The following is a 12,044-nucleotide window of genomic DNA, read 5'->3' as shown; positions in this document are numbered from 1 at the left end:
ATTTCTCGTGGAGCGATTGTATCAGCAGGTTGCCGCCGGCGCGCTCGTTGAATACCGCCGCTTAAGATCGAAAAGTTCGATGCTTAGCAGGGCGGCCTCATTGTGGCTGGCTGTCGGAAGCGAACGGATAGGGCTGCTTCCAGTGCTCGAAGATCGGCCGTAACTCGCCACTGCGCACCAGCTCTGCCATGCGCCGGTCGAACAGGTCGCGCAGGGCCTTGGCCTGGCCGTTGCGGGCGAACGCCAGGTACAGCGGCAGTTCGGCCACGTGGGTGCGACGGAAGCGTCCGGGCTGCGAGCTTTGGCCGAGCACGTAGTCGACTTCGGTCTGCGCATCGATGTAGAAGTCCACACGGTCATGTTCGAGCATCGGCAGGATGCCCTCGCGGCGCTGGATCTCGCGGAAGTTCTTCACATTGGGCAAGTAGCTGCCGTAGTCATAGCCGCGCACCCAGGCCAGGCGGTACTGGCCAACGGTGCTCAGGGTCGGCACTGGCTTGCTGGCGAGGCCCAGGGCATAGATATGGTCCATGTCGAAGTGCCAGCGCGGGTAGAGGTTGTCGTCGTTCTCGTCCTTGTAGGAACCGACCCAGGCATCCGCCTCGCCGCGTTTGACCAGCCCGACTGCACGGCTGTAGGGCGCACTTTGCGTCACCACCTTGACCCCGGCCGGTTCGAACACCTTGCGCAATACGTCCCAGGCGACACCGGAGCCATCGGCATTGGTGTAGTCGAGCCACTCCTCGCTGACCAGATGGACCTGCTTCGGCACACCTTCGGCCGCCGCCACCCAGGGGGCAACGCTCAGCAATATCGCCAGCAGCACAGTCCGTATGGCCATCGAAGCGCTCCCTGTCTCAGCCAACCGCCCACACCAGAACCTGCATGCCCAGCCAGGCAAACACGCCCGCCAGGATATCGTCGAGCATGATGCCAACACCGCCGTGCACGTGGCGATCGATCCAGCGAATCGGCCATGGCTTGAGGATGTCGAAGAAGCGGAACATCAGGAACCCTGCAAGGATCCACTGCCACCCTTCGGGCACCAGCCACAGGGTGATCCACATGCCGACCATCTCATCCCAGACAATGCCTTCATGGTCGTGCACGCGCAAGTCGTTCGCCACCTTGCCGCACAGCCAGAAGCCGAACAGCATGGTGACGCCCAACAGCAGCCAGTAGCCCCAGTCGGGCAGCATCTGCCACAACGGGATGAACGGGATGGCCACCATCGAGCCCCAGGTACCGGGGGCCTTGGGCAAGGTGCCGGAACCGAAGCCGAAAGCGATGAAGTGCCATGGGTTGCGCCAGACCGATGGCGGAACGAACTCCGCAGGCACCTGGTTGGGGTGGTCGGTCACGGTGTCTCCCTAAAGTGTTGATAGCCCCGCTGCACGGGGGTGATGTCCTGGCCCTGCGCGTCACGCAGGGTCACGCCCTGCCCTTCGCGCACGCGGCCGATCACATGCACGCCAGCGTCGGCCAGGGATGAAAGCACCTCGGCCGGCAGGGTGAATGCCAGCACGTAGTCGTCGCCACCGGTGAGCGCCGCCTGCACCGCTGCCTCTGGGCCGAGAAAGGCTTCTAGTGCAGGAGACACTGGCACCTGGGCCAGGTTCACCTCGAGCGCGACACCGGATGCCTTGGCGATATGCCCACAATCGGCGAGCAGGCCGTCGGAAATATCCAGCGCCGCCGTTGCCCGCCCGCGCAGACGCAAGCCAAGGTCGAGCTGCGGCAGCGGAGACCAGTAGTGGGCCAGCAGCGGCTCGGCCTGGTCGGCTGGCGCCTCGCGTTCACCCAGCACCAGCGGCAACGCCCCCGCCGCCTTGCCCAGCGCGCCACCGACGCACAGCAAGTCACCCGGCCTAGCACCGCTGCGGCGCAAGGCCTGGCCGGCCGGTACGTGGCCGAACACAGTGACGGTAATGCTCAAGGGGCCACGGGTGGTGTCGCCGCCAATCAGGCTCATGCGGCACCGCTGGGCCATGCGGCTGAGGCCGTCGGCAAAGGCTGCAAGCCAGTCGGGGCCGACGCCAGGCAGGGTCAGCGCGAGGGTGAAGCCAATGGCTTGGGCCCCCATGGCCGCCAAATCGCTGGCCGCCACGGCCAAGGCACGCTGGCCCAGCAGATGCGGGTCGCAGACCGCCGGAAAGTGCACCCCGGCGACCAGGGTGTCGGTGGACACCGCCAGCTGTTCACCGGGGGGGAGCTCGAGCAAGGCACAGTCGTCACCGATACCCAGGGCCACGCCCTCGCCGCCCTGCGCACAAGGCGCGGCGGCGAAGTAATGGTTGATCAGCTCGAACTCACCCATGGCTCGACAGCGCCAGGATCAGCGCTTGTTCGCCTTGACTTCAGCTTCGCGCAGCGAAGGCGCCAGCTTGTCCAGTACACCGTTGACGAACTTGTGGCCGTCAGTGGCGCCGAAGACCTTGGCCAGTTCCACACCTTCGTTGATCACCACGCGGTACGGTACGTCGACGCGCTTGATGAGCTCCCAGGTGGACAGACGCAGCACAGCCAGTTCGACCGGGTCGAGCTCTTCGAGGGTCATGGTCATGCACGGCTTCAGTGCGTTGTCGATTTCGCCCTTGATTGCCGGGACCCCATGCAGGATCTCGCGGAAATAGGCACCGTCGACATCGGTAAAATCGTTATCGACCCGGAACTGCGCTTCGATCTCGTTCAGCGAGTGCTGAGCCATGTGCCATTGATACAGGGCCTGGGTCGCGAGCTTGCGGGCTTCACGGCGCTTGGCGCTCTTCGATGGCTTGCCGGCATCCGCAGGTTTTGGATCGCGCGGGTTGAAACGATCGCTTTCGTCGCTAATCACTTGGCCTCCAACTGCGCCAGCAGGCTGACCATTTCCAGAGCGGACAGGGCAGCTTCAGCACCTTTGTTACCGGCCTTGGTGCCGGAACGTTCGATGGCTTGCTCGATGGAATCGACGGTCAGGACACCGAAGGCCACCGGCACGCCGAACTCCATGGACACCTGGGCCAGGCCCTTGGTGCATTCGCCCGCCACGTATTCGAAGTGCGGGGTACCGCCACGGATCACTGCGCCCAGGGCGATGATCGCGTCGTACTCGCCTTGCTGGGCGACTTTCTGTGCCACCAGCGGAATTTCGAACGCGCCTGGGGCACGGATGATGGTGATGTCGCTTTCGCTGACACCGTGGCGTACCAGGGCATCAACGGCACCGCTTACCAGGCTTTCGACGACGAAGCTGTTGAAGCGGCCAACCACCAAAGCATAGCGACCTTTGGGGGCGATGAAGGTACCTTCGATGGTCTTCAGGGTCATTCCGATGTTCTCATCTTCAAGAGCGAGGCCGCGCACTGGCGGCCTCGGGAGGGTTTGGACTCGAGCGTGGGGGCGCATGCGCCGCCTCAAGTCACTCGGAGGGCACGTATTCTACAACTTCCAGATCGAATCCGGATATCGCATTGAACTTCATCGGCGAACTCATCAGGCGCATCTTGCGCACACCGAGGTCGCGCAGGATCTGCGAACCGGCACCGACGGTGCTGTAGGTGGTCGGGGCCTTGGCCGGGGCATCGCCCGCGCTTTCGCGGATGTGCGCCAGCAGCACGTCGCCGTCCAGCGGGTGGCCCAGCAGCAGCACCACGCCGCTGCCGGCTTCGGCCACGGCGGCCATGGCCGCGCGCAGGCTCCAGCGGCCTGGCTGCTTGACCATCAGCAAGTCGCGCAGCGGGTCCATGTTGTGCACGCGCACCAGGGTCGGCTCTTCGGCGCAGATTTTGCCCAGGGTCAGGGCCATGTGCACGTCGCCTTCCACCGCGTCGCGGTAGGTGACCAGGTTGAACTCGCCCAGCTCGCTTTCGATCGGCTGCTCGGACACGCGCTGCACGGTGCGCTCGTGGATCATGCGGTAGTGGATCAGGTCGGCGATGGTACCGATCTTCAGGCCGTGCTCGGCGGCGAACACTTCCAGCTCGGCGCGGCGCGACATGGTGCCGTCGTCGTTCATCACTTCGCAGATCACGCCGCTCGGCTCGAAGCCGGCCATGCGCGCCAGGTCACAGGCGGCTTCGGTGTGGCCGGCGCGGGCCAGGGTACCGCCGGGCTGGGCCATCAGCGGGAAGATGTGGCCCGGGCTGACGATGTCCTCGGCCTTGGCGTCCTTGGCGGCGGCCGCCTGCACGGTACGCGCGCGGTCGGCAGCGGAAATGCCGGTGGTGACGCCTTCGGCGGCTTCGATCGACACGGTGAACTTGGTGCCGAAGCCCGAGCCGTTGCGCGGCGCCATCAGCGGCAGCTTCAGCGTTTCGCAGCGCTCGCGGGTCATCGGCATGCAGATCAGGCCGCGGGCGTGCTTGGCCATGAAGTTGATGTGCTCGGGCAGGCAGCACTCGGCCGCCATGATGATGTCGCCTTCGTTCTCGCGGTCTTCGTCATCCATCAGGATGACCATTTTGCCCTGGCGGATGTCTTCGACCAGTTCTTCGATGCTGTTGAGCGCCACGCGGCACCCCCTTCTCAATCAGGATTTCAAGAAGCCGTTGGCGGCCAGGAAGCTTTCGGTAATGCCACTGCCCTTGCTCGGTTCGGCAGCCTTGTCACCCAGCAGCAGACGCTCCAGGTAACGGGCCAGCAGGTCGACCTCAAGGTTTACCCGACGCCCTGCGCGGTAGTCGGCCATGATGGTTTCGGACAGGGTGTGCGGGACGATGGTCAGCTCGAATTCGGCGCCATTGACCTCATTGACCGTCAGGCTGGTGCCGTCGACGGTGATCGAACCCTTGTGGGCGATGTACTTGGCCAGCTCCTTGGGTGCACGCACACGGAACTGGATGGCGCGGGCGTTATCGCTGCGCGAGATGATTTCGCCGACACCGTCGACGTGGCCGCTGACCAGGTGGCCGCCCAGGCGGGTGGTCGGGGTCAGGGCCTTTTCCAGGTTGACCTTGCTGCCGCTCTTGAGGTCGATGAAGGCGGTGCGCTTGAGGGTCTCGACACTGACGTCGGCCCAGAAACCATCGCCCGGCAACTCGACGGCGGTCAGGCACACGCCGTTGACGGCAATGCTGTCGCCCAGCTTGACGTCACCCAGGTCGAGCTTGCCGGTCTCGACGTAGACGCGCACGTCACCGCCCTTGGGGGTCATGCTGCGAATGGTGCCGATGGATTCGATGATACCGGTGAACATGGGGTCTTCCTCAGAAACGGGTCGCGCGGGGCAAGCCCGGCATTATACGCCGGGTGCCGGCAGAGGGATGGCCGTGACCCGCCAGTCGTCGCCCACCGCACGCATTTCGGTGATTTTCAGCCGTGGCGCTTCGCTCATCTTGCTCAGCGGCCAATCCAGCAACGGGCGGGCCTGGGAGCCGAGGAAGGTGCCGGCGACGAACAGTTGGTACTCGTCGACCAGGCCTTGCTGGGCGAAAGCGCCAACTAGGCCGGCACCGGCTTCCAGCAGGATCTCGTTGACCCCGCGAGCGGCCAGTGCCTGCATCAGGGCCGGCAGATCGACGTGGCCGCCGCTGCCGGGCAGGCTCAGCAGTTCGTGGCCGGCTTCGGCATAACGCGGGGCACTGCCCAGGGCGGTGACCACCAGCGCCGGGCCTGCCTGGAAGAACGGTGCATCCAGCGGCAGGCGCAGTTGGCCATCGATCAGCACACGCAGTGGCGTACGGCTCAGGGCCAGCGCGGTAGTTTCCTCATCCAGCCCCAATTCAGCACCGCGTACGGTCATCCGTGCGTTGTCGGCCAACACGCTGGCGGCGCTGGTCAGCACCACGCTGGCGCGGGCCCGCAGGCGCTGCACGGCAGAACGGGCGGCAGGGCCGGTGATCCACTGGCTTTCGCCGCTGGCCATGGCAGTGCGGCCGTCCAGGCTCATCGCCAGCTTGGCGCGGACGAACGGCAGGCCATGTTCCATGCGTTTGAGGAACCCGGGGTTAAGGGCACGGGCTTCGGCTTCGAGAACGCCACTGGCGACCTCAATGCCGGCATCGGCCAGGCGCTGCAGGCCTTGGCCAGCGACTTGCGGGTTGGGGTCCTGCATGGCGGCCACCACGCGCGCCACGCCCGCCTTGACCAACGCTTCGGCGCAGGGTGGCGTGCGGCCATGGTGGCTGCAAGGCTCCAGGGTCACGTAGGCACAGGCACCACGGGCCCGCTCACCGGCCTGGCGCAGGGCGTGCACCTCGGCATGCGGCTCGCCGGCGCGCACATGCCAGCCTTCGCCGACCACCTCGCCATCACGGACGATCACGCAACCCACGCGCGGGTTGGGGTGGGTGGTGTAGACGCCCTTGCGCGCAAGCTCCAGGGCACGGGCCATGTAATGGGCATCGAGGATCGCGGTCTGGCTCGGCATGCTCACTCTTTAGCCGGCTCGCGGGCCAGGCGGTCGATTTCTTCGCGGAATTCGTCGAGGTCCTGGAAGCGCCGGTACACCGAAGCGAAACGAATGTAGGCGACTTCATCGAGCTTGCGCAGCTCGGCCATCACCAACTCACCCACCACCAGCGACTTGACCTCGCGCTCACCCGTGGCACGCAGGCGGCTCTTGATGTGCGCCAACGCCGCTTCCAGGCGTTCGACGCTGACCGGGCGCTTTTCCAGCGCGCGCTGCATGCCGGCACGCAGTTTGTCTTCGTCGAAGGGCTGGCGGGTGCCGTCCTGCTTGATCAGCCGGGGCAATACCAGTTCGGCGGTTTCGAAGGTGGTGAAGCGCTCGCCACAGGCGACGCATTCGCGGCGGCGGCGCACTTGTTCGCCCTCGGCGACCAGGCGCGAGTCGATGACCTTGGTGTCGTTGGCACCGCAAAAGGGACAGTGCATGGTGGCAGGCAACAAAAAAAGGGAGGGCCATGGTAGCGCATCCCACTGGCAAGACAAGCCAAAGGGGTTAACATCCATTGAATTCTGCCCGTGAAGGACTACCCCATGCATCTTCGAGCGCTCGCCGTGCTGTGCTGCGCCGCCCTGCTCACCGCCTGCGGCAGTGACCGGCCCAAGACCGAACAACCCCCCGCGCCCGCACCTGCCAAGGTGGCGAAAAAGGCCCAGCCGCTTGGCCCCTTGCCGGCCTACCAGCGCGAGCTGAGCGGCACATTGATGGCCATTCCCGCTGGCGCCGACGTGGAGCTGGCGCTGCTGGTCATCGACGAGCGCGGCCGGCCGCAACAGCTGCTGGCCAGCAGCACCCTCACCGGCACCGGCCAGGCCCTGCCCTACCAGCTGCGTTTCAACCCTGAAGTCTTCCCCGCAGGAGGCCGGGTTGAACTGCGCGGCCGTGCCAGCAACTCCGGCCAGTTGATCATGCACCTGCCGCCGGTGCGCATCACCCAGGCCCAAACCCAGGCCACCGGCCCGCTGCAGTTCGAGAAGGCACCCTAATTGGCGCCGCTTGCCCTGCAACAGGCCCTCAGCGGCCTGATCGGTGAGGCGCGCCTGGTCGTCAGCGAGCTGCCGGAATGTGCACTCAAATTGTGGCTGATCGACGACCAGAACATGGACCGTGCCTTCAGCATCGAAGAAACCCGGCGCATTCTCGAAGACCCTCCGTACTGGAGCTTCTGCTGGGCCAGTGGCCTGGCCATGGCCCGCTACCTGGCGGCAAACCCCGAGTGGGTCGCTGGCAAGCGTGTGCTCGACTTTGGCGCAGGCTCCGGCATTGCCGGGATTGCCGCTGCCCGCGCCGGTGCCGCCGAAGTGGTGGCCTGCGACCTCGACCCGCTGGCGCTGCAAGCCTGCCAGGCCAATGCGCTGTTGAACGGCGTGGCGCTCGGCTACAGCAGCGACTTCTTCGCCGAGGCAGACCGCTTCGACCTGATCCTGGTCGCCGATGTGCTTTACGACCGCGCCAACCTGCCGCTGCTCGATGCGTTCCTTGGCCGCGGTCGCCAGGCCCTGGTGGCCGACTCGCGGGTACGCGACTTCTGCCACCCGCTGTACCGCCAATTGGGCGTGCTCGACGCACTGACCCTGCCCGACCTGGCCGAGCCGCACGAATTCCGCCGGGTCAGCCTGTACCACGCCAGCCGCGAGCCTTTATAGTGGTGCCATTCACGGTTTTGCGAGAGTTGCGATGAGCCAAGCGCCTAGTAAAGATTTGCCCTACATCTTCGACGCCACCGATGCCAACTTCCAGCAGCTGGTGATCGAGAACTCCTTCCACAAGCCGGTGCTGGTGGACTTCTGGGCCGAGTGGTGCGCCCCGTGCAAGGCGCTGATGCCCATGCTCGCGAAGATCACCGAGGAATATCAGGGCGAGCTGCTGCTGGCCAAGATCAACTGCGACGTGGAACAGCAGGTCGTTGCCCAGTTCGGCATTCGCAGCCTGCCTACCGTGGTGCTGTTCAAGGATGGGCAGCCGGTCGACGGCTTTGCCGGTGCGCAACCGGAGTCGGCCATTCGTGCCATGCTCGAACCGCATGTGCAGGTACCCGCCGCCCCGGCCGCTTCGCCACTGGAGCAGGCCAAGGCACTGTTCGCCGAAAGCCGTTTCGCCGACGCCGAAGCCCTGCTGCAGGCGCTGCTGGGTGAGGACAACAGCAATGCCGAGGCACTGATCCTGTATGCCCGCTGCCTGGCCGAACGCGGCGAACTGGGTGAAGCCCAGGTGGTGCTGGACGCAGTCAAGACCGACGAGCACAAGGCGGCGCTGGCCGGCGCCAAGGCCCAGCTGACCTTCCTGCGCCAGGCCGCCACCCTGCCGGAAGTCGCCGACCTGAAAAGCCGCCTGGCGCAAAACCCTCAGGATGACGAAGCGGCTTACCAGCTGAGCATCCAGCAATTGGCGCGCCAGCAATACGAGGCGGCGCTGGATGGGCTGTTGAAGCTGTTCCAGCGTAACCGTGCTTATGAGAACGGATTGCCGCAGAAGGCGATGTTGCAGGTGTTCGAGTTGCTGGGTGGCGATCATCCGTTGGTGGGTGTGTATCGCCGCCGCCTGTCTTCGGCCATGTTCTGACCGACGATTGTTGCGAGGGCTTCGCCCTCGCTCGCGGGGCAAGCCCCAAAGAGGCCCGGCGAGGCCAGCAACTTTATCCAATCCAGTGATACACCGGCGCATCCGCGCCACTTTCCACCTTCACTTCACTGCTGTGGCGCAACCGCACCAGCAGCCGCTTGCCCGCTGCGGTACTGCCCGCCAGCCCCTCCAGCCGGTCGAGCAATTCCGGCCCGTTCATCTGCCCCGCCTGGCGCAGCACCTCGCGCGCTGCCGTCCATTGCCCGTCATCATGGCGCGGCGCAGCAGGCGTGGCCGCCGACGCGGCGTCGGCAACCACGGGCACGTCAAGCTGACGCCCCAACTGCGCCCACTCTGCAGGGTCCAACTCGATGGTCAGGTCCACGGGCCACTCACCAATCTGTCCACGAATTCTCACGATGATTTCCTTGCACGCAGGTCAATAGGGCCATGCTACAGCAACATGAAACCTGCGCCACGCAGGCTGGCGGCACAGAGAAAAATTGTTATAACATTACTAAATCTTTCCCAGCCCGCTCCTGGAGTCGTCCATGCGTCGTCTGCTGCTCGCCCTGCCCTTCGCCCTGCTGCCCCTGGCCGTGGCCCATGCCCACGACGCCCCTGATCACGACCACGCCCACGGCACGCTCGGCGCCCACGAGCACGGCGTGGCCAAGCTCAACGCCGTGCTCGACGGCAACACCCTGGAGCTGGAACTGGACAGCCCGGCGATGAACCTGGTCGGCTTCGAGCACAGCGCCACCCGCGATGCTGACAAGGCCAAGGTCGCCGCTGTGCGCCAGCAGCTCGAACAACCGCTGAAACTGATCGCCCTGGCGGCGGCCGCCGGCTGCAAGGAAGACGCCCAGGAACTGGAAAGCCCATTGTTCGGGGATGCGGCAAAAGATGACGATGGCGATGAGCACGGTCACGGTCACAGCGACATCGGCGCCCATTATCAGCTGAACTGCTCGGCGCCAGAGAAGCTCACCCAGCTCGACCTCACCCCGCTGTTCAAGACCTTCCCCGCCACGCAGAAGGTCAATGTGCAGCTGATCGGCCCGAACGGCCAGAAAGGCGTGGAGGCCTCGCCTGCCAAGGCCGTGGTCGCGTTCTGAATGAACCCGCCGCTGATCGAACTGCAAGACCTGGTGTTCGCCTGGCCAGGTCAACCGCCATTGCTGGAGATCCCGGCCTTGCGCCTGGACGCTGGCGAGGCGTTGTTTCTCAAGGGGCCCAGCGGCAGTGGCAAGACCACCCTGCTGGGCCTGCTGGGCGGGGTGAACTTGCCGGGCCAGGGGCGCATCCAGTTGCTCGGCCACGACCTCGCCACACTGGGCCAAGGCGCGCGGGACCGCTTCCGGGTCGACCACACCGGCTACATCTTCCAGCAGTTCAACCTGCTGCCGTTTCTCTCGGTGCGTGAGAACGTCGAGCTGCCCTGCCGCTTCTCGCGTAGCCGGGCAGAACGTGCGCGGCTGCGCCATGGCAGTGTCGACCAGGCCGCCACCGAGCTGCTTGCGCACCTGGGCTTGAACGACCCGACGCTGCTTGCCCGCCGCGCTGGCAGCCTGTCGATCGGCCAGCAGCAGCGCGTGGCCGCCGCCCGCGCCTTGATCGGCCAGCCCGAGCTGGTGATCGCTGACGAACCGACCTCGGCGCTGGACGCCGACACCCGCGAAGCGTTCATCCGCCTGCTGTTCGACGAATGCCGGGCGGCCGGTTCCAGCCTCTTGTTCGTCAGCCATGACCAGAGCCTGGCACCGCTGTTCGACCGTCATTTGTCCCTGGCCGAGCTGAACCGCGCGGCCAAGCCCCGGGAGGCCTGATGTACCTGCTCCGCCTTGCCCTGGCCAGCCTGGCCAACCGCCGTTTCACGGCCTTCCTCACCGCCTTCGCCATCGCCTTGTCGGTGTGCCTGCTGCTGGCCGTCGAGCGCGTGCGCACCGAAGCCCGCGCCAGCTTCGCCAGCACCATCAGCGGCACCGACCTGATCGTCGGCGCCCGCTCAGGTTCGGTGAACCTCCTGCTGTATTCGGTATTTCGTATCGGCAACGCCACCAACAACATCCGTTGGGACAGTTATCAACACTACGCCCAGGACCCGCGGGTGAAGTGGGCGATCCCCATCTCGCTGGGCGATTCGCATCGCGGTTACCGGGTGATGGGCACCACCGGCGACTACTTCAGCCATTACCAGTACGGGCGCCGGCAGCATCTGGAACTGAGCCAGGGCCGTGAATTTGCCGACGACCCCTTCGAGGTGGTGCTCGGCGCCGAAGTAGCCGATGCATTGCACTACAAGCTCGGCGACAAGCTGGTGCTGGCGCATGGCGTGGCGGCGATCAGCCTGGTCAAGCATGACGACAAACCCTTCACCGTGGTCGGCGTGCTCAAACGCACCGGCACGCCAGTCGACCGCACGTTGCACATCAGCCTCGCGGGCATGGAAGCCATCCACGTCGACTGGCACAACGGCGTACCGGCCCGCGGCGCCGGGCGCATCAGTGCCGAACAGGCGCGCGGCATGGACCTGCAGCCGGCGGCGATCACCGCGTTCATGCTCGGTTTGAACAACAAGATCGCCACCTTCAGCCTGCAGCGTGAGATCAACGAATACCGCAACGAGCCGCTGCTGGCGATTTTGCCCGGGGTGGCGCTGCAGGAACTGTGGAGCCTGATGGGCACGGCCGAGCAGGCGTTGTTCGTGGTTTCGGTGTTCGTCGTGCTGACCGGCCTGATCGGCATGCTCACGGCGATTCTCACCAGCCTCAACGAACGCCGCCGGGAGATGGCGATTTTGCGCTCGGTCGGTGCCCGCCCCTGGCACATCGCCGGCTTGCTGGTGCTTGAAGCGCTGGCGCTGGCGACTGCGGGTATCGTTGCCGGGCTAGGGCTTCTCTACGCCGGCATCGCACTCGCCCAGGGTTACGTGCAAGCCAATTACGGCCTGTACCTGCCACTGGCCTGGCCCAGCGCGCACGAATGGACGTTACTGGCTATCATCCTCGGCGCTGCGCTGCTGATGGGTAGCGTGCCGGCCTGGCGTGCCTACCGGCAGTCACTGGCCGATGGCTTGTCGATTCACCTCTGA

General features: G+C 65.5%; 16 protein-coding genes. 6 read left to right on the top strand and 10 right to left on the bottom strand.

The annotated features are described in order from the left end of the window. Nucleotides 1-97: 97 nt before the first annotated feature. From ACIPIJ_RS25605 to nrdR, 9 genes are all read right to left on the bottom strand, one after another. On the bottom strand, nt 98-841 hold the full coding sequence (locus tag ACIPIJ_RS25605) for a substrate-binding periplasmic protein (RefSeq protein ID WP_401082137.1): 744 nt from the start codon (nt 839-841) through the stop codon (nt 98-100). A 16-nt stretch (nt 842-857) separates the two neighbouring features. Continuing rightward, complete coding sequence (locus tag ACIPIJ_RS25600; RefSeq protein WP_313714135.1) at nt 858-1,361, bottom strand: phosphatidylglycerophosphatase A; 504 nt, start codon at nt 1,359-1,361, stop codon at nt 858-860. Further along, nucleotides 1,358-2,317: a thiamine-phosphate kinase gene (gene thiL, locus ACIPIJ_RS25595; protein ID WP_401082134.1), complete on the bottom strand. Its 960-nt coding sequence runs from the start codon at nt 2,315-2,317 to the stop codon at nt 1,358-1,360. The genes ACIPIJ_RS25600 and thiL overlap by 4 nt, the downstream gene beginning before the upstream one ends. Nucleotides 2,318-2,335: 18 nt before the next feature. Then, nucleotides 2,336-2,836 carry a transcription antitermination factor NusB gene (nusB, locus tag ACIPIJ_RS25590; protein WP_401082131.1) on the bottom strand — a complete coding sequence of 167 codons (501 nt, stop codon included), beginning with the start codon at nt 2,834-2,836 and terminating at the stop codon, nt 2,336-2,338. Continuing rightward, nucleotides 2,833-3,309, bottom strand: coding sequence for a 6,7-dimethyl-8-ribityllumazine synthase (ribE, locus tag ACIPIJ_RS25585; RefSeq protein WP_008092356.1), 477 nt, complete (start codon nt 3,307-3,309; stop codon nt 2,833-2,835). The genes nusB and ribE overlap by 4 nt, the downstream gene beginning before the upstream one ends. A gap of 91 nt (nt 3,310-3,400) precedes the next feature. Beyond that, nucleotides 3,401-4,492, bottom strand: a complete 1,092-nt coding sequence (gene ribBA / locus ACIPIJ_RS25580) for a bifunctional 3,4-dihydroxy-2-butanone-4-phosphate synthase/GTP cyclohydrolase II (RefSeq protein ID WP_401082128.1) — start codon at nt 4,490-4,492, stop codon at nt 3,401-3,403. An 18-nt stretch (nt 4,493-4,510) separates the two neighbouring features. Continuing rightward, nucleotides 4,511-5,176 carry a riboflavin synthase gene (locus tag ACIPIJ_RS25575; RefSeq protein ID WP_008092354.1) on the bottom strand — a complete coding sequence of 222 codons (666 nt, stop codon included), beginning with the start codon at nt 5,174-5,176 and terminating at the stop codon, nt 4,511-4,513. Between the two features lie 42 nt (nt 5,177-5,218). After that, nucleotides 5,219-6,349 carry a bifunctional diaminohydroxyphosphoribosylaminopyrimidine deaminase/5-amino-6-(5-phosphoribosylamino)uracil reductase RibD gene (gene ribD / locus ACIPIJ_RS25570; protein ID WP_401082125.1) on the bottom strand — a complete coding sequence of 377 codons (1,131 nt, stop codon included), beginning with the start codon at nt 6,347-6,349 and terminating at the stop codon, nt 5,219-5,221. A 2-nt stretch (nt 6,350-6,351) separates the two neighbouring features. Beyond that, on the bottom strand, nt 6,352-6,816 hold the full coding sequence (gene nrdR / locus ACIPIJ_RS25565) for a transcriptional regulator NrdR (protein WP_016393425.1): 465 nt from the start codon (nt 6,814-6,816) through the stop codon (nt 6,352-6,354). A 105-nt stretch (nt 6,817-6,921) separates the two neighbouring features. On the opposite strand from nrdR, the gene ACIPIJ_RS25560 reads away from it, so the two are divergent. From ACIPIJ_RS25560 to trxA, 3 genes are read left to right on the top strand one after another with little or no spacing between them, the layout of a single operon-like run. Beyond that, nucleotides 6,922-7,374, top strand: coding sequence for a YbaY family lipoprotein (locus ACIPIJ_RS25560; protein ID WP_401082122.1), 453 nt, complete (start codon nt 6,922-6,924; stop codon nt 7,372-7,374). Continuing rightward, nucleotides 7,375-8,034, top strand: coding sequence for a class I SAM-dependent methyltransferase (locus tag ACIPIJ_RS25555; RefSeq protein ID WP_401082119.1), 660 nt, complete (start codon nt 7,375-7,377; stop codon nt 8,032-8,034). Nucleotides 8,035-8,065: 31 nt separating this feature from the next. Further along, nucleotides 8,066-8,950, top strand: a complete 885-nt coding sequence (gene trxA / locus ACIPIJ_RS25550) for a thioredoxin (protein WP_401082116.1) — start codon at nt 8,066-8,068, stop codon at nt 8,948-8,950. 73 nt (nt 8,951-9,023) lie between these two features. Here the strand turns inward: trxA and ACIPIJ_RS25545 are convergent, their stop codons facing one another. Next, nucleotides 9,024-9,368: a hypothetical protein gene (locus ACIPIJ_RS25545; protein WP_401082113.1), complete on the bottom strand. Its 345-nt coding sequence runs from the start codon at nt 9,366-9,368 to the stop codon at nt 9,024-9,026. Between the two features lie 133 nt (nt 9,369-9,501). On the opposite strand from ACIPIJ_RS25545, the gene ACIPIJ_RS25540 reads away from it, so the two are divergent. Genes ACIPIJ_RS25540 through ACIPIJ_RS25530 form a run of 3 tightly spaced genes read left to right on the top strand, consistent with a single transcriptional unit; the run spans nt 9,502 to nt 12,044 of the window. After that, nucleotides 9,502-10,068 (top strand): DUF2796 domain-containing protein, encoded by a 567-nt coding sequence (locus ACIPIJ_RS25540; protein ID WP_401082111.1) that lies wholly within the window; start codon nt 9,502-9,504, stop codon nt 10,066-10,068. Further along, a complete protein-coding gene (locus tag ACIPIJ_RS25535) occupies nt 10,069-10,779 on the top strand; it encodes an ATP-binding cassette domain-containing protein (protein ID WP_401082108.1) in 711 nt (236 codons plus the stop codon). Then, on the top strand, nt 10,779-12,044 hold the full coding sequence (locus tag ACIPIJ_RS25530; protein WP_401082105.1) for an ABC transporter permease: 1,266 nt from the start codon (nt 10,779-10,781) through the stop codon (nt 12,042-12,044). Before ACIPIJ_RS25535 ends, ACIPIJ_RS25530 begins: the two co-directional genes overlap by 1 nt.

The organism is Pseudomonas sp. NPDC087185 (assembly GCF_044744955.1).
GTDB lineage: Bacteria > Pseudomonadota > Gammaproteobacteria > Pseudomonadales > Pseudomonadaceae > Aquipseudomonas.
The sequence above is the reverse complement of the archived record's forward strand: the minus strand, read 5'-3'. Positions and strand labels throughout refer to the sequence as shown.